Annotated in this window: 18 protein-coding genes; 6 read left to right on the top strand and 12 right to left on the bottom strand. The window is 67.9% G+C overall.

The genetic code is table 11. The features are described from left to right. The 6 genes from UCD39_RS26250 to UCD39_RS26225 all read right to left on the bottom strand — a co-directional run bounded on the left by UCD39_RS26250 (position 1) and on the right by UCD39_RS26225 (position 7288). Complete coding sequence (locus UCD39_RS26250; protein ID WP_330498580.1) at positions 1 to 1131, bottom strand: dATP pyrophosphohydrolase; 1131 nt, start codon at positions 1129 to 1131, stop codon at positions 1 to 3. Beyond that, entirely contained in the window at positions 1128 to 1859 is a 732-nt protein-coding gene (locus UCD39_RS26245) for a sterol desaturase family protein (protein ID WP_330498579.1), read from the bottom strand. Before UCD39_RS26245 ends, UCD39_RS26250 begins: the two co-directional genes overlap by 4 nt. A 178-nt stretch (positions 1860 to 2037) precedes the next feature. Next, the gene (locus UCD39_RS26240; RefSeq protein WP_330498578.1) at positions 2038 to 4098 is read right to left on the bottom strand and encodes a hypothetical protein; all 2061 of its coding nucleotides are present in this window, start codon (positions 4096 to 4098) and stop codon (positions 2038 to 2040) included. A 134-nt stretch (positions 4099 to 4232) separates the two neighbouring features. Next, on the bottom strand, positions 4233 to 5225 hold the full coding sequence (locus tag UCD39_RS26235; RefSeq protein ID WP_330498577.1) for a dipeptide epimerase: 993 nt from the start codon (positions 5223 to 5225) through the stop codon (positions 4233 to 4235). After that, positions 5222 to 6574: an MFS transporter gene (locus UCD39_RS26230; protein ID WP_330498576.1), complete on the bottom strand. Its 1353-nt coding sequence runs from the start codon at positions 6572 to 6574 to the stop codon at positions 5222 to 5224. The genes UCD39_RS26235 and UCD39_RS26230 overlap by 4 nt, the downstream gene beginning before the upstream one ends. A gap of 54 nt (positions 6575 to 6628) precedes the next feature. Continuing rightward, positions 6629 to 7288: a helix-turn-helix domain-containing protein gene (locus UCD39_RS26225; RefSeq protein ID WP_330498575.1), complete on the bottom strand. Its 660-nt coding sequence runs from the start codon at positions 7286 to 7288 to the stop codon at positions 6629 to 6631. Positions 7289 to 7456: 168 nt separating this feature from the next. Between UCD39_RS26225 and UCD39_RS26220 the strand changes: the two genes are divergently transcribed. Both UCD39_RS26220 and UCD39_RS26215 read left to right on the top strand, forming a co-directional pair. Continuing rightward, on the top strand, positions 7457 to 9655 hold the full coding sequence (locus UCD39_RS26220) for a TonB-dependent receptor (RefSeq protein WP_330498574.1): 2199 nt from the start codon (positions 7457 to 7459) through the stop codon (positions 9653 to 9655). Between the two features lie 18 nt (positions 9656 to 9673). Further along, positions 9674 to 11641 carry a serine hydrolase gene (locus UCD39_RS26215; RefSeq protein ID WP_330498573.1) on the top strand — a complete coding sequence of 656 codons (1968 nt, stop codon included), beginning with the start codon at positions 9674 to 9676 and terminating at the stop codon, positions 11639 to 11641. A gap of 29 nt (positions 11642 to 11670) precedes the next feature. Here UCD39_RS26215 and UCD39_RS26210 read toward each other — a convergent pair whose 3' ends face one another. Then, complete coding sequence (locus UCD39_RS26210; protein WP_330498572.1) at positions 11671 to 12516, bottom strand: MBL fold metallo-hydrolase; 846 nt, start codon at positions 12514 to 12516, stop codon at positions 11671 to 11673. A 371-nt stretch (positions 12517 to 12887) separates the two neighbouring features. Here UCD39_RS26210 and ubiT point away from each other — a divergent pair, with 371 nt between their 5' ends. Genes ubiT through ubiV form a run of 3 tightly spaced genes read left to right on the top strand, consistent with a single transcriptional unit; the run spans position 12888 to position 15408 of the window. Then, complete coding sequence (ubiT, locus tag UCD39_RS26205; RefSeq protein ID WP_330498571.1) at positions 12888 to 13460, top strand: ubiquinone anaerobic biosynthesis accessory factor UbiT; 573 nt, start codon at positions 12888 to 12890, stop codon at positions 13458 to 13460. Then, a complete protein-coding gene (ubiU, locus tag UCD39_RS26200; protein ID WP_145733556.1) occupies positions 13457 to 14464 on the top strand; it encodes a ubiquinone anaerobic biosynthesis protein UbiU in 1008 nt (335 codons plus the stop codon). Before ubiT ends, ubiU begins: the two co-directional genes overlap by 4 nt. A gap of 14 nt (positions 14465 to 14478) precedes the next feature. Beyond that, positions 14479 to 15408: a ubiquinone anaerobic biosynthesis protein UbiV gene (ubiV, locus tag UCD39_RS26195; protein ID WP_330498570.1), complete on the top strand. Its 930-nt coding sequence runs from the start codon at positions 14479 to 14481 to the stop codon at positions 15406 to 15408. Positions 15409 to 15455: 47 nt separating this feature from the next. Here the strand turns inward: ubiV and UCD39_RS26190 are convergent, their stop codons facing one another. From UCD39_RS26190 to UCD39_RS26180, 3 genes are read right to left on the bottom strand one after another with little or no spacing between them, the layout of a single operon-like run. Next, positions 15456 to 16865 (bottom strand): c-type cytochrome, encoded by a 1410-nt coding sequence (locus UCD39_RS26190; protein ID WP_330498569.1) that lies wholly within the window; start codon positions 16863 to 16865, stop codon positions 15456 to 15458. 8 nt (positions 16866 to 16873) lie between these two features. Beyond that, complete coding sequence (locus UCD39_RS26185) at positions 16874 to 18640, bottom strand: GMC family oxidoreductase (RefSeq protein ID WP_330498568.1); 1767 nt, start codon at positions 18638 to 18640, stop codon at positions 16874 to 16876. Then, positions 18633 to 19487: a gluconate 2-dehydrogenase subunit 3 family protein gene (locus UCD39_RS26180; RefSeq protein ID WP_330498567.1), complete on the bottom strand. Its 855-nt coding sequence runs from the start codon at positions 19485 to 19487 to the stop codon at positions 18633 to 18635. Before UCD39_RS26180 ends, UCD39_RS26185 begins: the two co-directional genes overlap by 8 nt. A 208-nt stretch (positions 19488 to 19695) precedes the next feature. Here UCD39_RS26180 and UCD39_RS26175 point away from each other — a divergent pair, with 208 nt between their 5' ends. Next, positions 19696 to 19932: a hypothetical protein gene (locus UCD39_RS26175; RefSeq protein WP_330498566.1), complete on the top strand. Its 237-nt coding sequence runs from the start codon at positions 19696 to 19698 to the stop codon at positions 19930 to 19932. Positions 19933 to 19997: 65 nt separating this feature from the next. On the opposite strand, the gene UCD39_RS26170 is transcribed toward UCD39_RS26175, so the two are convergent. Further along, positions 19998 to 20408, bottom strand: a complete 411-nt coding sequence (locus UCD39_RS26170; RefSeq protein ID WP_330498565.1) for a PRC-barrel domain-containing protein — start codon at positions 20406 to 20408, stop codon at positions 19998 to 20000. Positions 20409 to 20620: 212 nt separating this feature from the next. Beyond that, positions 20621 to 21223, bottom strand: a complete 603-nt coding sequence (locus UCD39_RS26165; RefSeq protein WP_330498564.1) for a sigma-70 family RNA polymerase sigma factor — start codon at positions 21221 to 21223, stop codon at positions 20621 to 20623. Positions 21224 to 21476 lie beyond the last annotated feature (253 nt).

Genomic DNA, 21476 nt, shown 5'->3' with positions numbered 1-21476 from the left:
TCACAGGTCCTTGCCGTAGATGCGGTAGGTCTTGTACGCGACGCCGCCCAGGCTTTCGTTGATGCGCCGCATGGGCATGTTGTCTTCCAGAATCCAGGACAGTTCGATGTGCTGGAACCCCATGGCGGCGGCATCCTTGCGCACCGCGTCGATGAGCAGGAAGGGCAACAAGCTGCCGATCACGCCTTGCGAAGCCGACTTGCGGATGCCCATCAGCGGCACGCGGGCGGTTTTCAGGCCCGCGACCTTCATGCGCCACAACAGCTTGGCCCAACCGAAAGGCAGCAGGCGGCCGTTCAGGTCGCGGATCGCCTCGTTCAGGTTGGGCAGGCAGACGATGAAGCCCACCGCCTGTCCGTCCATCTCCACAAACCGGACCAGACGGGGGTCCAGCAAGGGCCGCAACGACTTCGCCAGGTGATCGGTTTCGATTTCCGTCAGGGGCACGAATCCCCAATTGTCCTGCCACGCATCGTTGAAGATGGAGGTGACGGCCCGGATCTCGTCGTCGTAGCGCTTGAAGTCCATGCGGCGAACGACCAGGCCCTTGGGCAAGGGCCGGTCGATCAGCCGGCGGGCGCCGGCGGGCAGTGGCTGGGTGATGTCGTAGATATAGGCGTAGACATCCTTGTCCTTGACCAACCCCTGCTCTTCCAGCCGCGGCCCCAGATAGGGCTTGTCATGGCCCATCAGCAGCATGGGCGGCGTATCGAACCCATCCACCAGCAGGCCGATCTCCTCATTGATGTTGAGGTTGAAGGGCCCCTGCATGCGGGTCATGCCGCGTGACCGCAGCCAGGCCGCCGCCGTATCCAGCAGCGCCTTCACCACCGCGGCGTCATCCACCGCGGCGATCATGCCGAACTGCCCGGCGGCGCCGGGGTCGCGGGCCTGGGCATGATGGTCGATCTGGGCGCTGATCCGGCCCACGTCGCGGCCGTCCCGCCGCGCCAGCCAGAACTGGACATCGGCATGGCCGAAGAAGGGGTTCTTGCTGGTCAATGCCTCTTTGCGTTCCAGATGCAGCGGCGCGATGTAGTGGGGATCGTCCTTGTGCAGCCCCTCGGGCAGCCGGATGAATCGGTCGAGCAGGGCGGCGCCCGCGACCGGAATGATCTCAACCGAACTCACGAGGCGGCACCCCCTGTCTCAGAAGCGGCGAAGGCGGACGGCGGACGATCCCGCGGCGGCGCGCCGGTCGCCCGCATGACCCAGGGATAGCGCTGCGCCTCGGCCACGTCATAACCTAGATTGAAGACGGTGGCGCTTTTTGGGCAATCCCGCGCGGAAGCGAAATAAGTTCCGAACAGCCGGTCCGGCGTGAAGCTGACGATACCCAGGTTGGTATCCTCATTATGGAAATGGTGGATCAGATGATCCCGCTTCAGCTTCAGGATGAACGGGTTCGTAGGCTTGTAATTCAGATGCTGGATGCAGTGGATGAACTCATACACGCATGTCAGGACCAGGCCCATGGACAGCGCGGCGGCGGCGGCCGGCCAGCCACCGATGGCATAGCCAACAGGCACCGTCACGCAGGCGATGGTGGGCAGCGTGTTCAGCGGCGAACCGAACAGGACCTCCAGCAGGTGGGGATCCTGATGATGGTCGAAATGGATGCGTTTCCACAGCGTGGCGCTCCACTTCATCTTGTACAGCCAGCGGCCGTGCAGGATGTAGCGGTGGATGAGGTACCAGGCCATCGGGTACACCAGGAAGACGGCCACGACCGCCAGGGTCGGCGGAACGGCACCATCCGCCGTCACCGCGGCGAAGCCGGCCGCGAGGACGGCCAGGACAGCGTAAACCTGGATCGCGGGATGGGTGAGGTATGCGCCCCACAGGTCCGCCAAGGTCATGCGACCCAAATCATAACTGCGCCCGTGCCAAGCGCGGCCCCAGGCGAGCTTTTGCGGCATTTTTCGTCCTCGGGTTTCGAGAAAAACCGCCCATGGGAGCGGTGAAACAAGGAAACGGATTCCCGTTCTATCGCGGTTGCACAAATTTGGTAAAGGGCCATTTCCGCCCCCGCGCCCCTCACCGGCCGGAGGGCGGCCCCAGGGGCGACCGAACAGCGAGATAGACGGTACTCCACAATTGGGCGGCGTTGGCCTCATCGGCATCGCCGCCGCTGGCGCCAAAGGCGACGGGCTGGTAGCGCCCGTCCCGATAGGACCAGGACCAAAGCTCCGAATTGCGCAACAACCGCGTGGCGTCGATGGCTTGCCAAAGTGCCGCCTGGGCCTGGCGCAATCGCCGCCGCGTACCGGCAGGCAAATCCGACCGCCGCGCCTGACGGCCCAGGCCAGCCGCCATCATGGCCTGCTGCCAGGACCAGACCACGCTGCCATGGTAGGCGTTGCGGGTGAACCGGGCCTGCACGTCGGCCGGCGCGAAGGCCGGGTTGGCCACGACCATGCCGGCATCCGTCATCAGGCCCGCAGGAAAGGGACGCAGCAGGCTCGCCGCCACCTGATCCAGGGTGCGGGCATCGGGCCGGCCGAACAGCAGGCCGTAACCCTCATCGGAATGCATGACCGGCACCGGGTCGCCCGTGCGGGTCAGCGACAGCGCATGGAAGCGGACCGCGCCACGGCCCAGGGAGGCAGCCGTGTCCGGGACACCAAGGTCGCGGGCATAGGCCCCGACCGCCGCCTTGGCCCGCCGTTCCTGTACCGTGACGGTGAACAGCGGTGGCGCCTTGGCCCGCCACACCGCCGCCATGCCGGCGGCCCGCGACAGCAGCGGCCGGTCGCCTGGGTCGAGGTAGGGGTCGAGCAGTCCGCTTTTCAGCAGGGCGGTACAGGCGTCCAAGGCCGCTGGAACCAGGATGGCGTTGACGTCATAGGCATAGAGGCCGCCGCCCAGCCCGGCGGCGCTGTCACGCCATTGCCCCACCGGCAGGCCGTGCTTCAGGCGGATCATGTTGGAATAGCGCGGCTCACGGGCGAAGGCGGCGGCATGCAGCACCACATACCGCAGGTTCTGCACCAGATCGCGGCCCACGGGGCCCACCTGAGCGTCCCGGCGGTCACCGCTGGCAAGGAACGCGCCGGCGCGCGCCCGGCCGCGCGGATCGTCCAGCAGCCACGCCCGCGTCACCGCCGACAGCATGAAGTCGCTGTCGATCATCTTGTAATCGTAGACCGGCTCATCAGAGGCGGTGGCCTCGCGCTTCAAATGGTCCAGGATGGCGAATTCGCCCACATCCTCCTCATGCGCCACCTCGCCAATCAACGACAGGCGGGCGAAAACGGAGCGCAAGCCGGCCTCCACCGCCTCCGCCCGCAGCGCTGGCATCAGCAGCATGACCGACATCATGGTGTCGCGGCCGAAGTAGGTGTCGAAGCGCCAGGACCCGGCCAGGAATTTCTCCTGATAGCTGAGGAAGGCCAGGGTATCGCGGGCGGCCGTGTCGGGCGCGGCACGGTCGTTCAGCAGGGCCTCGGCCGGCAGGGGGGTCAGCGGCGTTTCCCCGGTCAGGGCGGTGATGCGCAGGCCGATGCTGCCGTCGGGGGCGGCCAGCAGCGCCGTGTCCGTCGCCTGGCCGTGCACCACCTCGACGGACAGGCGGTAACCGGGCTTCCCGTCCAGACGGTCGCGGGCCCAGGAAAAGCGGCCACCGTCGCGCATAAGGTCGGGGCTGATGCTGTCGGGCACGGTGTGCAAGGCGTCATAGTCGCGCAGGACGCGGGTGCTGGACAGCACCGCCTGGCGGATGCCAACGCTGCCCGCCGCCAGGCGCGCCTCAAAGGTGATTCCCCGCAAGGGGCGACCTTGCGCATCAGTTTCCGTCACGGGCGTGGGCGGCGCCGTCAGGGTCCAGTCACCCGATCCCTGGCCCTGCGGCACGTCCAGCCACAGGCCCACGCCGCTGTTGCCTGCGGGAAAGGCCACGATGACGCGGGGATCGGCACCGGCGCGCAGCACGAGATGGGCGGCCACATCGCCGGCGCGCACGAACTGGTTGATGTTGCGTCCCTCCGCCACGCCGTAGGACAAGCCTGCCGTCTCGGCGGCGGACATCACCTCCATCGGCGCCATCAGCAGCGACAGGGCGAGAGCGGCGGGGGCGAATAGGTGGAGGAAACGCGGCATGGCGGCGGCACCTTCGTGCGGAACGACAGCGGACAAGAAACTAGTCCGCCGCCCGGTTCCGTCGAGCTGGCAAGCCGCCCCAACGGGCACTAGGGAGAGATACCCCTAGAAGCGAAGGAGACGCCGCCGCCGGATCAGCCCACCCCCCAGAAGTGGGCCGGGACCATGACCTTTCCCGCCTGATAGATGCCCCGGTCGGCGCCGGGTTCCGCCAGGAAATAAGGCCCGTCCAGATCAATCACATCGCACAGCTGGGCCAGCACGAATCCCGGCGCCGTGGAAAGGACCGAACCCGCCATATTGCCGACCATGACACCCAAGCCCAGGCGCCGGGCCTCTGCCACCATGGCCAGCCCCTCGGTCAGGCCGCCGCACTTGTCCAGCTTGATGTTGACGATGTCGAAGCGCCTCTGGTGCTGCCGCAGTTCCGCCAAGTCCAGGATGCTTTCATCCGCCGCGACCGGCAGCGGCGCGTCCCAGCCATCCAGCAGATGCTCACTGCCCCGCCGTATCGGCTGCTCCAGAAGTGCCACGCCCTGGTCCACCAACATGGCGGCCAGGGGCTCCAGGTCCGTCGCGCCGAAGCCCTGGTTGGCATCGACGGAAAGCCAGGCGTCAGGCCGCCGGGCGCGCACGGCCCGCACCCGTTCCGTGTCCGCCGCCAAATCGCCCTCCAGCTTCAGCTTGATGGCGGTGGCGCCGGTGAAGCCCTCCAGCCGGCGCAGGATCTCCGCCGGGTCGTCGGCCGGCAGGGTGAAGGTGGTCACCTGCGGCTTGGGCTCCGGCACGCCCGCCAATCGCCATACGGGTGTGCCGGTCCGGAAGGACTCCAACTCCCACAGCGCGCAATCGAGGGCGTTGCGGGCACCGCCGGGCGGCAGCAGGGACTGCAGGCCCAGGCGGTCCACGCCGGCCTCAAGCGCGCCGCGCACCCGCTCGATCTCCCGCTCCATATGAGGCGGGTCGTCGTTCAGGTAGTAGACGCCGGCGGCCTCGCCATGGCCGAAGTGGGTCCCGTCACCCAGGGTGACGATGACGGCGGGCATGGCGTTCAACAGATAACCAGAGATGCGGAACGGTTCACGCATGCGCATGGCGTCCCGGCGATAGGTGATGGACAGGCTCACCGACTGACACTCCGAGCGGTTCGGGAGGCATGGAGGAAAAGCAGGGCGGCTGCCCCAGCCAGCGGGGCGATGACCAGCGTCAGCGATTGGCCGATGGCCAGGGGATCGGCGAAGACGTGGTCGGTGACATAGCCGGTGAGCGTGGCGCCGCCGCCCAGGCCCAGTAGGATGTTGCCGAAGGAAATAAAGGACACGGTCAGGCCCCGGGCCCGGTTGGGCACGATCTCCTGCACCGCCGTGATGCCGATGGTGCCCGCTGCGCTGGAAAACAGGGTCCACAGGGTCACCGCGGCCAGCACTTGCGACGAGGAGGAGGTGAGCGACACTAAGGCGAAAGGAAAGGCCAGGGCGGCACAGACAGTGGCGACCCAGATGCGTCCGGGGGGACCGTACCGCCTGACCACGACGTCGCTGATGACACCACCCGCGACCGTCGCCACCACGCCGGCGACGACGACCAGGGAACCGAGCGCCAGGCCCACCGCATCCGGCGTCATAGCGTAGCGCCGGCTGAGCAGAGCCGGAGCCCAGGCGATGAGGGCGAAGTCGCCGACGGACATGAAGGCGCAGCAGACGATGACCGGGATCAGCACCGCACGCACGGCCGCCAACTGGGCGACAATCTCGCGCAGCGCTGTCGCTTCCTGCCCGCCAGCCAATGCCGCGCCCGCCGATACTTCACTATGTCGCGTAGGTTCGCGGATGGGCAGCAGGGCCAGCAACAGCGGCAGGCCGGCGAGGCCCAACAGCACGAGCACCGCGCGCCAGGCCGCCAGCCCGTCCAGGAGGGGAATGCCCCGGAAGCCGCCGGACGCCGCCAGTCCCAGGACGGCACCGCCAATGGCGATGGCGACGCCGCCGCCGATGGTCATGCCCATGACAAAGACGCCGGTGGCCAGGCCCCGGCGTTCGGCCGGGAACATGTCGGCGATCATGGACATGGCGGCTGGGGCCAGGGCCGCCTCCCCCACCCCCACGATCAGGCGGCCGGCGAACAGCACCCAGAACGAGGGGGCGTAGCCGCACAGCAGCGTGCCGATGCTCCACAATCCCACACCGGCCCAGATGACGGCCCGGCGCGGCAGGATGTCGGCCAGGCGACCCAACGGCAGCCCGGCGATGGAATAGATGAGCGCGAAGGCGACACCCTGCAGCACCCCGATCTGGGTGTCGCTGATGCCAAGGTCGTCCCGTATCGGATCCACCAGCAGGCTCAGGATCTGCCGGTCCGTGTAGGAAAGGATGGCCGCGACACAGAAGAGGGTCACGACCGACCAGGCCACCACGGGCCGCGGCCATGCCTGGGTGTCCCTGGTGGTTATGCCACTGTCGAGGGGTGCGATCTGCATGATGGGACCAGCATCACACAGCCCGCCCGCTGTTTCAATATCAGAAACAGCGGTTCAAACCGTTTCCTCATCCGTGGCTGGTGACAGCTTCCACGCCTTGGCGGCGGACTGGGCCAGGCGCTGGATTCCAGGTCCGGCGCAAACGGACAGCACGCGGCACGTCTCATCGCTCACACGCACGTAGACATGGCTCATGCCGCTGTCGAAATAGACGGAATCGCCGGCCTCAAGGCGCAAGGGGGCGTATAGGTCGGTATGCAGTTCCATGGCGCCGGACAGGACGTAAAGGTACTCCTCCCCCGAATGGCGCACCATGCCCCCCATTTCCTCCACGCTGCGGGCCCTTACCTCAATGATGATCGGGACCATCAATTTGCCCAGCAAGTCCGCCGCCGGGTACTGATGGGCGTGCAGGTCGGAGGTGGCGCCGGGGGAACGGCCGGCGCGGGATACGCTGCGGCGGCCGCCCGCCGGCGGGGCCGGTGTCTCGGGACCGGCCCCGCTGACCAGGGTGCCGATGTCCACGCCCAACCCCTGCGCCAGGCGCAGCAGTTTGTCGTAGGTCATTTCCATCTTGCCGTTCTCCAGCTTGGACAGGGTGGAGAATGGCATGCCGATACGGGCCGCCAGCGCCCTTAACGTCAGCCCCTGCTTGACCCGCGCCGCCCGCAAGGCCAGCGCCGGATGGGCCCGGTCCGGGGCAGGTTTGGCCATGCGTGCGTCTCCTTCATGCTCAAGCTTTCCAAGGCCCCCAAGTTGCATCAGGGCCTGACGGAAAACCAGCACCACGACGCCCAGCCATTCGCGTTGCAGAAACACTGTTGCCAAATCTGAAACACCTGCCATCATACGCGCCACATAACGATCAGGGAGATCGGGCAAATGCGGGGAACCAGGGCATTCCTCTGCGCCGGCGTGGCGGCGTTGGCCGTTAACACCGGCGCCTGGGCGCAACAGGCGCCGGACGCGGGGCCGGCAGCCGCGTCCGCCGCATCCGACGTGCTGGACGAAATCGTCGTCACGGCGCAGAAGCGGACCGAGCGGCTGATCGACGTTCCCCAATCCGTTTCCGCCGTCTCGGCGGAAGCCTTGCAGCAGGCCCATGCCGAACGGCTGGACGATTATTTCACCCGCGTGCCCAGCGCCGCGCTGGTGGAGACGCAGGCGGGCCAGGCGCGCCTGATCCTGCGCGGGGTCAATACCGGCGGTGTGGGGGCGACGGTCGCCACCTATGTGGACGAAACACCCTATGGATCGGCCACGTCGCTGGCCAACGGGGCCATCCTGACCCCCGACCTGGACCCGTCGGACCTGGAACGGGTGGAGGTGCTGCGCGGCCCCCAGGGCACGCTCTACGGCGCCAACTCCTTGGGCGGCCTCATCAAGTATGTGACCGTGGCGCCCAGCACGGACGGCGTCCACACGGCGGCCGAGATCAGCACCGAGACCGTGGCCCACGGCGATACCGGCTGGTCCGGCCGCGCGTCGGTCAACGTCCCGCTGGCCGACAGCCTGGCCGTGCGGGCTAGCGGCTTCTACCGCCGGGACCCCGGTTTCATCGACGACCAGCGCGGCAAGGACATCAACGACGGCCGCACCTATGGCGGCCGCGTCTCCGCCCTGTTCCGTCCGACGGACGCCCTGACGCTGCGCGGTTCTGTGGTCGTGCAGAACCTGGACAGCAACGGCACAAACCAGGTCGACGTCGACCCCATCACCCTGCGCCCGGCTCTGGGCGATTACCGGCAGGCGCGCGTGGTCGCCCAGCCCAACGACATGCGGTATCGGGTCTACAACCTGACCGGCACCTACGATTTCGGCCCGGTGCAGCTGCTGTCCTCCACCAGCTACAGCACCCTGTTCCAGGACGCGCTGGTGGATGTGAGCGGCCTTTACGGCGATTTGCTGACGGGGGCGTTCGGCGTGCCCCTGGGCGCGTCGCAGGTGCAGCGGGTGCAGCAGCGCCGCTTCACCGAGGAAATGCGCCTGGCCTCCACCGGCGGCCGGCTGGACTGGACGGTGGGCGGCTTCTACACCCGGGAGCGGAACGCCATCATGCAGGTGATCAACGGCGTGGATAACCTCAGCGGGGCGCCCATCGCCGACTTCGCCAACCTGGCCGATGCGCGGCTCAACTCCCGCTATGAGGAATATGCCGGCTTCGCCAGCGGTACCCTGCACATCACCGACCAGATCGACCTGACGGCCGGCGGGCGCTACAGCCACAACGAACAGGACGCGGTGCAGTTGGGCAGCGGCCCCCTGGCCGGCGACGCGAACTATACCGCCAACTCCTCGGACGGGGTGTTCACCTATTCGGTGGCGCCATCGTTCAAACCGAACGAGGACACCACCCTGTACATCCGCGTCGCGCGCGGCTACCGCCCCGGCGGCCCCAACGTGCTGCCGCCCACGGCACCCGGCGCCGTGCCCCGGCAGTTCGGCGCCGACACCACCACCAACTATGAAATCGGCGTAAAGTCCGAGGCGTGGGGGCGCCGGCTGTCACTGGAACTGACGGGGTTCTACATCGACTGGAACAACATCCAGCTGTTCAGTTCGGTGGACGACTACGGCGTCAACATCAACGGCGGCTCCGCCCGCAGCCGGGGCATCGAGGCGTCGGTCACGATCAAGCCGGTGAGCGGCCTGACCGTGTCGCTGAACGGAGCCCTGGTCGATGCCGCACTGACCAGCGACGCGCCCCCGCTGGTCGGCGGTCTAAAGGGTGATCGGCTGCCTTATACCGCCCGCTATTCCTCCACCCTGGCGGTGGAATATCAGCGGCCGCTGAGTGGAACGGTCGACGGGTTCGCCGGCGTCAGCTGGCGCTACACCGGGGATCGCCTCTCGGCCTTCGACACCAGCTACGGCCAACACCACCTCAGCGCCTACAGCCAGGTGGACGCCCATGCCGGGATCACCATGGGCCCCTATCGGATCGAGGCGTTCGCGCGCAACCTGACCGACAGCCGCGGCATCCTGGATGTCGGTACCGCCGGGTCGGCCCTCGATGGCAACGTCACCGCGGCCATCGTGCGCCCCCGCTCCTTCGGGGCCACGCTTGGCTTCCGCTACTAAAGGCAAGGACAGGACAAGATGTGGAAGGTTCGCCTCTTAGCGCTTCTCATGACCGCGCTGGCCTCGGTCGCCGCGGCCCAGTCCCCCGCCGACCTTAAGCCCACGCCCCCGGTGCCAACGTCCGCCCCCGAAAGTCCACCGGCGCCCGCGTCCACGCTGACCAAGGCGGACGTGGACACCTGGTTGGACGGCTACATGCCCTACGCCCTGCAGACCGGCGACATCGCCGGCGCGGTGGTGGTGGTGGTGAAGGACGGCCAGGTGCTGACCGAGCGCGGCTTCGGCTATGCCGACGTCAAGGAAAAGAAGCCGGTGGACCCCGCCGGCACCCTGTTCCGCCCCGGCTCCATCTCCAAGCTGTTCACCTGGACGGCGGTGATGCAGCAGGTGCAGGCCGGCAAGCTGGACCTGGACCGGGACGTCAACGACTATCTGGACTACAAGATTCCCCCGGCCTTCGGCAAACCCATCACCCTGCGCCATATCATGACGCACACGCCGGGGTTCGAGGAGACGGCCAAGTACCTGCTGCTGACCGACCCCACGCTGGCCAAGCCGCTGGGTGAGGCGATGAAGCGCTGGGTGCCCACACGTATCTATGCCCCGGGCCAGATCCCGGCCTATTCCAACTACGGCGCCTCGATGGCCGGTTACATCGTGGAGCGGGTGTCGGGCGAACCCTTCGCCCAATACATCCAGAACCATATCTTCACGCCCCTCGGCATGCAGCATTCCACCTTCGTCCAGCCGCTGCCGGCCAACCTGGTCGGGGGCATGTCCAAGGGTTATCAGCAGGCGTCCAAGGACCCGCAGCCGTTCGAGATCATCGATATGTCGCCGGCGGGCGCCCTGTCCGCCACCGGCGCCGACATGGCGCAGTTCATGATCGCCCACTTGGCGCATGGCGGGCCGCTGCTGGACAAGGCCACGGCGGAACAGATGTACGCCAACGCCAACACCCCGTACCCGGGCCTGCCCGCCATGGGGCTGGGCTTCTACCATGAGGACCGCAACGGCCACCGCATCGTGGGCCATGGCGGCGACACCGACGTCTTCCATTCCGACCTGCACCTGTTCATCGACGACGGCGTCGGCCTCTATATGTCCTTCAACAGCGCCGGGCGCGAAGCTGCCGCCCATGTGCTGCGGGAGCATATCTTCGTCGACTTCACGGACCGCTATTTCCCCCAACCCAAGCCCGAGCTGCCCACGGCCCCCACCGCCAAGGAACACGGCCAGCTCATGGCCGGGCACTACATCAGCAGCCGCGGCTCCGAGACCAACTTCATGCGCCTGTTCAGCCTGCTGGGCGAGGCCCAGATCGTGGCGAACGATGACGACACCATCACCGTCTCCGCCCTGCGGAACGCCGCCCAGGTGCCGAAGCGCTGGCGCGAGGTCGGCCCCTGGCTGTGGCAGGACGCGGAAGGCAAGGAGCGCCTGGCGGCCGTGGTGAAGGACGGCAAGGTGGTCATGTTCTCCATCGGCGCCTACGCCCCCATCATCGAGTTCGTGCCGGCGCCGGGCTCGCTGAACGCCGGCTGGATCATCCCGGTGATGGCGGTGGCCCTGGGCGTGCTGGCCCTGACCGCCCTGTCCTGGCCCGTCGTCGCCCTGGTGCGCCGCCGCTACCGCTATACCCCCGGCATCACCGGGCGGGCACTGGTCCTGCATCGCGCCACACGGGCCGCGGCCTGGGGCGTCCTGGTCTTCGTCCTGGGCTGGGGAATTATGCTGTCGGTCATCAACAACGGTGTGGATGCCCTGGATGGCCGGCTGGACATCTGGATGCGCCTGATGCAGCTGGTGTTGCTGGCCACCATTGCCGGCACCGTGGCCGCCATCTGGAACGCCTACGACATCGCCACCCGGGCCGGCCGGCGCCCCTGGAGCATTGCCTGGGCCGTGCTCGTGGCGCTGTCCCTGATCTTCCTGGTGTGGCTGGCCATCGACGTCAAACTGCTGACACTGACGCTGGACTTTTGACGGAAGACGGGCCCTTGGCCCGGGGGACGTCAGGGCGCCGTCCAGACGTCCCCCGGTTCCAGGGCCTTGAACCGGTCGGGGCCCAGACCCTCGCGCGCCAGGGCCTGGGCCAGCTCTTTCGGGGGGGCCAGGCGTTCCTCGTCCGACAGGGGAAAGGTGCCCCAATGCACGGCCAGGCCCTGGCGGGCGCCGCAGTCGGCCAGGATGCGCACGGCCTCCGCCGGGTCGCAGTGCTGCTGCTTCATGAACCAGCGGGGGGCATAGGCGCCGATGGGCAGGATGGCGACGGTGGGCGCACCATGGTGCCGCCGGACATCGCGAAAGATGGCGCCGTCGCCATAGCCGGTGTCGCCCGCTATGTAGACCGGCCCCTGCGGGGTGCGCAGCACGAAGCCGCACCACAGCGCCATGCGCCGGTCACCCAGGCGTCGCGCCGACCAGTGATAGGCCGGGTGGAAACAGGCGGTGACGGCGGGGCCGAGCGCGATCGTCTGGCCCCAATCTCCCGTTTCCACCGGCAGGGGCCCCACCTCGCGCGCCACAACGCGGTCATTGCCCAGGGGCGCCAGGATGCGGGGACGGTGGGCGGCCCAGAGCCGCCGCAGCGTGCCCACATCCAGATGATCGTAATGGTTATGGGTCAGCAGCACCACGTCGATGGGCGGCAGGTCATCGAAGGCGACGCCCGGCCGGTTGACACGGCGCGGCCCGATCCACTGGAAGGGACTGGCCCGTTCCGACCACACCGGGTCCACCAGCAGGTTCAGGCCGGCCACCTGGATCAGCACGCTGGCGTGACCGATCATGGTGATGGCCAGGCCGTCCACCCGCTCCCGGGGACGAACCTGGCGCCCGGGGGCCGTCTCAGGCCACACCGGCCGGGTTCCGCCCCAGCGCCAGCGCAATATTTCCGCCAGGCTTCGGTCTGTGGGGGCCTGCCCTGGGTTGAAAAAGCGGACGCCATCAAAATGATCCGTCACCGGACCATTGTAATACGGATTAGCAGGCATTCGGGGGCCGCACCATGCGTGGCTGAAACCGTTCCCTTTTATCGGGATGGGCGGGGGGCGTTTCAAGAGCAACGCCGCCGCATTATTGTGCCATGTCAACGACATTCCCGGCAGCGGCCGCCCACAGTCGGCTGGTTTTCCACCCGCCGCCGCACAGCCTGTTTCGCGCAGCCTTGGGGCAGCCTTGGGGATGATCCCGTGAGCCTAGACCCAACCGACCCTCCCCCCTGTCGCCCGTGCTGCTGGCCGGGCTGGCGGCGCGCCTGATGCCGCCCCTGCCGCTGCTGGGCCGGCCCCTGACGGGGCCCGTCGCCGCACGCCTGGCACAGGCGGCGTTCGATCGCCTGCGCCGTCGGCACCAGGGGGTGTTCGACCGGCTGGCGGTGTTGGGGGAACGGGCTTTCCTGGTCGATCCCAGCGACCTGCCGGTGCGCTTCCTGCTGCGGCCGGCGGGGACTCGACCGGGCCTCTGGCCCATCGCCGAGGACGCCGCCGCCCCGCCCGCGGCTGCCACCCTGCGGGCGCCGCTGGGCGCGCTGCTGGCCCTGCTGGAAGGGCGGGTGGACGGGGACTCCCTGTTCTTCAGCCGGCAATTGATGATCGAGGGCGATATGGAGGCGGTGCTGATCCTGCGCAACGCCGTGGATGGCGCGGACGTCACGCTGGAGCGCGACCTGGCCCACCGGCTCCCCCCGCGCCTGCTCTCCCTGGGGCGGCGCTGGTATGGCGAAATCGACGGCCTGCTGCATCTGGCGGCGCGCGCGGCGGTACAGCCCGCCGGCCTGCCAGGAACGGAGATCCGGCCATGAGCGCGCCATCCCTGTCCCTGGTCTGCCCCGCCGGAACGCCGGCCGCCCTGGACGCGGCGCTGGAGGCCGGCGCCGATGCTGTTTATTGCGGTTTCGCCGACGCGACCAACGCCCGCAACTTCCCCGGCCTGAATTTCAGCCAGGCGGAGATGCGCGCCGCCGCGACCCGCACCCACAAGGCGGGCCGGTCGCTCTACATCGCCATCAACACCTTCCCCAAGGCGGGGGACGAGGCCACCTGGCACCGCGCGGTGGACAACGCGGCCGAGGCCGGCGCGGACGCCGTAATCCTGGCCGACCTGGGCCTGCTGGCCTATGCCCAGGCCCATCACCCGGGCTTGCGCCTGCATCTGTCGGTCCAGGCCGCCGCCTCCACACCCGAGGCCATCCGCTATCTGGCCCAGACCTTCGGCGTGCAGCGGGTGGTCCTGCCCCGCGTGCTGACCCTGGCGGAGGTGACGGACCTGACGGCGGCGGTGGCTCCGGTGGAAACGGAAGTCTTCGCCTTTGGCGGCATGTGCGTGATGGCGGAGGGGCGCTGTCAGCTGTCCAGCTATGTCACGGGCCAGTCGCCCAACACGCACGGCGTCTGCTCCCCCGCCGGGGCCGTCCAGTTCCGGCGCGAGGCCGGCGGCGATGTCACCTCCCGGCTGGGCGATGTCACCATCGACCGCCACCCTGCGGGCGCGCCGGCCGGCTATCCCACCCTGTGCAAGGGGCGGTTCCAGGCCAACGGCACCACCGGATACCTGTTCGAGGAGCCAACATCCCTGAACGCCGCCGACCACATCCCTGGCCTGATCAAGGCCGGAGTGCGCGCCCTGAAGATCGAGGGCCGCCAGCGGGGCCGCGCCTATGTCACCCGCGTGGTGGGGGAATTCCGCCGCGCCATCGACGCCGCCCTGTCGGGCGGCTTCACCGTGCCCGACCTGGCCCGGGGGCTGGCCAGCGAGATGGAAGGCGGCCGCGCCACCGCCGGCGCCTATGACCGGCGCTGGCGCTGAAAGGGAGGATGATCATGAGCCTCGACCGTCCCAAGCTGACCCTGGGCCCGCTGCACTTCCACTGGCCGGCGGCCCGGCGCCGCGACTTCTACGCCCGCATCGCGGATGAGGCGCCGGTCGACACCGTCGTGCTGGGAGAGGTGGTGTGTTCCAAGCGGGCACCCTTCTTCGACGGCGACATCCCCGAGGTGGCGGACCGGCTGCGCCGCGCCGGTAAGGAGGTAGTGCTGGGCAGCCTGGCCCTGGTCATGCAGGCGCGCGAACGCCAGGGTGTGATGGACCTGGCGGCCAGTTGGTCCGCCGGCTGCGACTTCGTGGTGGAGGCCAACGACCTGACCGCCGTGGCCGCCTGCGCCGGCCGCCCGCACGCCATCGGCCCCCTGGTCGCCGTCTACAACCCCAGCACCCTGGAACTGATGGCGCGCCAGGGCGCCACGCGGGTGTGCCTGCCGGGCGAGTTGACAGCCGACGCCATTGCAGCGTTGGCGGGGGCCGCCATGGCCACGGGCACGCAGCTTGAGGTGCAGGCCTTCGGCCGGCTGCCGCTGGCCATCTCCGCCCGCTGCTACCACGCCCGCGCGCATGGCCTACATAAGGACGGCTGTCGCTATGTCTGTGAGAAGCATCCCGACGGCATGGACCTGGACACGTTGGACGGCGCCCCCTTCCTGGCGGTGAATGGGGTGCAGACCCTGTCGGGCAGCTACCTGGACCTGCTGGGCGACCTGGACCGCCTGCGTTCGCTGGGGGTGGGCCGCTTCCGCCTGTCGCCCCAGGATTGCGACATGGTGGCGGTGACGGAAACCTTCCGCGCCGTTCTGGACGGCAGCGTGCCAGTAGCCCCGGCCCGCGACCGCCTGCGCGATCTGTGCCCCGGCCGGCGCTTCAGCAACGGCTTCCTGCACGGGGTGGAGGGCATGGCCTATCGCGCGGCCGCGCTTTAGAATGGCACCGCTTGGGGATGCCCTTGCTGTAGCCGGGACGACGCATGTCACGACCGTCCTTCCGCCGCCATCCCCGCCTGATCCGTGCCGTTCTGCCGGCTGTCGGTGTGGGGGCTGGAGACCGTTTCGGGGGTGGGATGGCGCATGTCAGTAGGATAACCGTCCGGCAGGGTGCGGTGGTCGGCGCCTAGGGCCTTGCGCATCTTGGCCACGTCATCGGCGCTCACCGCCGCCGCCGCGTTGCCCCAGCTGTTGCGGACATAGGTCGCCACCGCGGCGATCTGGTCATCCCGCAGTTTCCAATTGAACGCGGGCATGGTGGAGGGCGTCGGCCGCGCATCCGTCGGCAGGCTGCGGCTGCCTACCAGCAGCACACGGATGAGCGTGCTGGGGTTGGGCTGTTGCAGGTTGGGGCTTCCGGGCAGGCGGGGGAACAGGGCCATGGACCCGGCGCCGTCCATGCGGTGGCAGGCGGCGCAGGTGTCGACATAAATCGCCTCCCCCGCCTTCATGACCGCGGGGTCCGGCTTGGCTGGGGCGTCGTCCGGCCGGGCCGGGCGGTCGCGCAGATAGGCGATGATGGCGCGCACGTCGTCATCGGTCATGCGCGAGGTGGAGTAGGCCACCACCTCGCCCATGTCGGCCGACGCGTTGGCGTGGGCGTTGCGGCCGGTCTTCAGGTACTGGAACAGCTCCTCGTCGCTCCACCCACCGACGCCGGTGCGCCGATTGGGAGTGATGTCCGGCGCGTACCAGCCGTTGCCGATGTCGCCGCCCTGATAGTCGTGGCTGGTGCGCGGGGCCCCGAGGAAATTCCTCGGCGTATGGCAGGCGGCGCAATGGCCCGGCCCTTCCACCAGATAGGCGCCCCGGTTCCAGGCGGCGGACTTGGCCGGGTTGGGCTTGTACTCCCCCTTGTCCAGGAACAGCAGGTTCCAGCCCACCATCAGGGCGCGGATGTTGAAGGGGAAAGGCAACTCGCTGCGCGGCGACCGCACGGGCGAGGGCGGCAGGCTGCGCAGATAGGCGAATAGCGCGTCGGAATCCGCCCGGCTGATACGGGTGTAATAGTTGTAGGGGAAGGCGGGATAGAGGTGCCCATCCGGCGCCTTACCCTCGTGCAGGGCGCGATAGAAGTCATCCGCCGACCAGCGGCCGATGCCGGCGTCCTTGTCCGGCGTGATGTTGGCGGAATAGAGGGTGCCGAAAGGTGTGACCAAGGGCCGCCCGCCAGCGAAGGGCTGGCCGCCCGGCACGGTGTGGCAGCCGACGCAATCGCCCTGCACCGCCACATAGAACCCCTTTTCCACGTCCGGGCTTTTCACCAGCGGATAGGGGCCGGAGGTGGCGGACGGTGGCTGGCCGTTGGCGATACCGCTGAGGCCGATGGCGACCAGCGACACGGTGGCCGCCAGGATACCCAGGCTCAACAGCCCGGTGACAAGAGCGCGCTGCATGGGCGGCCTCACGTATGCACCAGGGGACCGGGGGATTTCAGGTACTGTTCCCGCACCGCCTTCAACGACCAGTAGGCCAGGGCCGCCACCGTGCCGGTGGGGTTGTAGCCCGGGTTCTGCGGGAAAGCGCTGGCCCCCATGACGAACAGGTTGCTGACGTCCCAGCTTTGCAGATAGCGGTTGACCACGCTGGTCTTGGGATCGGCGCCCATGATGGCGCCACCGGTGTTGTGCGTGGTCTGGTAGGGCACCACGTCCCAGGACCCGTCGCGGTACACCACCTTGATCTCGCGCGGGCCCATGGCGCGGGCGACATCCGCCGCGCGGTCGGTGAGATGGTGCGCCATCCTCTGTTCGTTGTCGGTGTAGTCGAAGGTCATACGCAGCAGCGGCCGGCCATAAACGTCGCGGTAGGTCGGGTCCAGATCCAGGTAGTTGCCCCGGTGGCTCATCACCCCGCCGTGGGTGGAGATGGTGGTGGTCTTGAGGTAATTGGCCGCCACAGCCTTTTTCCACGCCCCGCCCCAGGTGGGCGTGCCATCCGGCACCGGATGGGTCTCAATGGGGCGGGCGCCGGTTTGCAGCACGCCCAGATAACCGCCGCCCAGGAAACCCAGGCCGCTGTGGTCGAAATTGTCGCCGTTGAAGTCGTCGATGTGCATGCCGTGCGCGCCCGCCCCGATGAAGGGGTTCAGGAGCTTGTCATCGAAAAAGGCGTTCACGAAGGAGGTGCGCTGATAGGCGTAGTTGCGCCCCACCACGCCCTGCCCCGTCTGGGGATCGTAGGGCGTGCCGATGCCCGACAGCAGCAACAGGCGGACATTGTTGAGGGCATACGCCCCCAGGAAGATCAGGTCGGCCGGCTGTTCGAACTCCCGCCCCTGGGCGTCGACATAGGTGACGCTGACAGCCCGCGTGCCGGTGCTGTCGCGGTTGATCTTCAGCACCTCCGCCTCGGTGCGCAGGGCGAAGTTGGGCTTGCGCATCAACACGGGCAGGATGGTGGTCTGCGCGGAAGCCTTGGAATAGTTGCCACAGCCGAACTTCTCGCAGAAGCCGCAATAGGTGCAGGGGCCCAATTGCACCCCCAGCGGGTTGGTGTAGGCCCGCGACAGGTTGGAGGATGGCTGCGGGAAGGGATGATAGCCCAGCTTGGCCGCCGCCTCCGCGAACAGGGTGGGCGCGTAGGCCTGGCGCATCGCGGGGGTGGGATAGGCCCGCTTACGGGCACCCTCGAACGGGTTGCCCCCCGGCTGGACCTGGCCGTTGAGGTTGCCCGCCGTGCCGGAAGTGCCGCAGAGATATTCGAAACGGTCGTAATGGGGTTCCAGGTCGTCGTAGGTGACGCCAAAATCCTGGATGGTCATGTCGGCGGGGATGGCCTTGGCGCCATAGCGCCGGGTGACATGGCTGCGCACCTCAAGGTCGGTGGGCAGAAAGCGCCAGGTCTGGCCGTTCCAATGGACGCCCGATCCCCCTACGCCGGTCCCCGGTAGGAAAGAACCCATGACCCGCATGGGCAGCGCCGTCTCGCGGATGTTGTTGCGGATGGTCAGGGTGTTGTGGGCCAGGTTCTCGAACAAGGCGTGGCGCCACATGTAGCGCAACTCGTCCTGGGCGAAGGTGGGGGCGAAATCGGTGGGCGTGTCCCGCCACTTGCCCCGTTCCAGCGCCAGAACGGTAAGGCCGGCATCGGTCATTTCCTGGGCGGCGATGGCCCCAGTCCAACCGAAGCCGATCACCAGAACATCGACGGAGGGCAATTTCTCAGACATGGGTTTTCATCCCCATCTCCTTCGGCTGGCCATCCTCGCCGCGCGGTGTCCAGCCGGGGCGCCCGGTGATACCAACGGGCGGCAGGGGATAGGGCTCGTTATGGCGGTCCACGAAGGGACCATTGTCATAACGGGCGCCGGGAAAGCCGATCAGACGCCAGCCGATCATGTCCTTGTTGCCGCCGTGGACGGGGTCGCTGAAGAATCCCTCGATGGTGTTCTGCAGCAGCAGGGTGAAGAACACCTTGGTGTCCACGCCATCGATGGGTAGTTCGTTCGATTCCAGGGCCTTCAGCACCGCGTCTTGCTGATCGGGTGGCAGCTTGGCGAAGGAGACGCCGCCATGCTGCTTGGCGACCCTATCATCAACGGCGCGGATGGCCGACCGGTACACCTCGGCCGGCGTCATGCGGCTTTGGTAGCCTTGGGTCTTCAGGGGTGGCGCCCAGGGCCCCTGCATGTACCAGCGAACGGCATGGCCATATTCGCCATCCAGTTGGCGGTCGATGAACAGGGGCACGCCGGCCTCGACGGCCCCGCCCCCCAGCTCGTCGGCGGGAATGAGGCGAGCCACCGCCGCCTCGATGAAGGCCGCTTCGGCCGCCGTGAAGTAGATATAGCCGGCGCGCTGGTCGGCCGGCAGCGGGGCGTCGGCGGCCCCTTCCTGCCAGGGCATATCACCCCGGATATCCGGTCCGGCGCCACCGCCCCTGGCCGACTGCGAAGGCGCGGCTGGCACCGCCACGGGTACCGCGCCGGCAGCGCCGACAGCAAGGCCCACGCTCAACAACCCCCTCCGGCTGAGTTTGGACAGGGTGGGTTCTGATTGGCTGGGTTCGTCCGTCATGCGCTCCTCCCGCCTCAGGGGCCGCTCGCCAGTGGCGACCTCCGGCCGTTCAAACTTGGGGGAGCAATGCCCCAAGCCGGGCTTGGTTCCGCTCTAATTGCCGGGATGGGGGAACAGCGCCGGCGCCCCGGCGGTTTTCACCATCACGGCAGGATAGGTCCCATCGCGGGATCCGCCCGCCGCAAGACACATCGAATGGAGGAAGGCCATGGCCTCTTACGCGCCGCCCAGCGAACCGCCCCTGTCTCCGCCGCGCCCCCGCCCCCGAACCAAGCTGGAACAGTTGGCGGAAGGCGCCTATCACGGCACGGGCGAGGCCCCCCCGCCACGCCGAGAGGCGGAGCGCGGCCTGGGGACCAAACTGACCGATATCCTGACCAGCGCCCCGGTGGCCTATACCGCCTTCGGCGTTGTCCTCGGCTTCATTTTCGGCCGGCGGAGCTGAATGCATACGACAAGGCCCGCGGGGGCGTTCCCCGCGGGCCTTCGCCTTTGCCAAGATAGCTATGCTCAGCTCTTGGCGTAATGGAAGGCCGGCTGCTTCATCAGCACATCCTTGTTGCCGCCGGGCAATTCCACCTTATCGTCCGTGACCTGCAGCGCGCTGTAGGGCACCGCCACCAGACGGTCACCGACGCCCAGGAAACCCCCTACCGACAGGATAGCATACGGCACGCTGTCCTTCTGCGAGATGATCAGATCATCGACGGTGCCGACGGTGTCGTTCTGGTCGTTCACGACCTTGGCGCCGACGATCTTGGACGACCGATGGCCCGTGGCCACGTTGGCCACGTCAACCTTGGTGGTCGCGATGCGTTGCGTGGTGCCCTGCGCCAACGACGGCGCGACGGGCAGGACGAAAGCGCCACCCAGGGCGGACATGCCGAGCGCGGCGGCCAGATACAGGTTCGCGCGGTTCATGGTAACTCCTCCGATTGTGCGGGCCTTGCCCGAGGCGCCCGTCGGGCGGCTCGAGAGGCTCCGCCAGGTTGTTGGAAGGCGGGTACTAACCGCTTGAACAACCACCGGAAGCGGCCATGGTTCCACTCTGGCGCCGTATTGGCGCCACCGCCCCGCAATCGCCCCCCATAATCGCCCAAGACATTAACGCGCGATCACTCGCCTGACCGGCATCAATGCCGGGTCCACTGCGTGGTGGAGGTCGCGTCGGCGCCGGCGGGCAGGCTGGTGCCGCTCAACGGCACAACCCGGTTGGGTAGGCCCATGAGGCCGGCCAGCTTGGTGCGCGCCCGGTTCACCCGGCTCTTGATGGTGCCCAGGGCGCAGCCGCAGATCTCCGCCGCCTCTTCATAGCTGACGCCAGCGCCGCCCACCAGGATCAGGGCTTCACGTTGGTCTTCCGGCAAGGACGCCAGGGCGGCCTTGAGCTCCCGGCCGGCGATGCCCCATTCCTGCGCGGGCTCCATCATAAGCCGCGCGGTATGGAAACCATCGGGGTCGGCCACCTCGCGCTGGCGGCGCTTGGCGATGGAATAGTGGCGATTGCGCAGGATGGTGAACAACCAGGCGCGTAGGTTGGTGCCGGGGGTGAACTGGTCCGCATGCGACCAAGCCCGGACAACGCAATCCTGCACCAGGTCGTCGGTATCGGCGGCGTTGCTGGTCAGTGAGCGGGCGAAGGCCCGCAGGGCCGGCAACAGGCGCAAAACTTCGTCGCGGAATTCCGGAGCGTGCGGGCCCGCTGCCGGGCCTGCCGACAATAAATCAGATGGCATATTATGCCCCCTATCGGGATTCTCCCAAGAAAACCAAATTCCTTAGGAATCGGATAGATGAGGTCGTCAGGACGATTAGGTGTATCGCCCCACGTTCTGTGACGTGCAGGGCAACAATAGACCTTTAGGACTGGGGCGTCTCTGGCTTTTCCGGGAGGGGACCGGACGCCTCTATTTTTCCACCTTTGCGTATTTGTCTTAGGCGAAAGCGCCTATACCAAACGAATTCACTATGGCGTGCGCCGTATCAGGC

Source organism: Nitrospirillum karajorum (assembly GCF_036348415.1).
Classification (GTDB): Bacteria; Pseudomonadota; Alphaproteobacteria; order Azospirillales; family Azospirillaceae; genus Nitrospirillum; species Nitrospirillum amazonense_B.
This window is presented reverse-complemented; position numbering and strand designations above follow the sequence as displayed.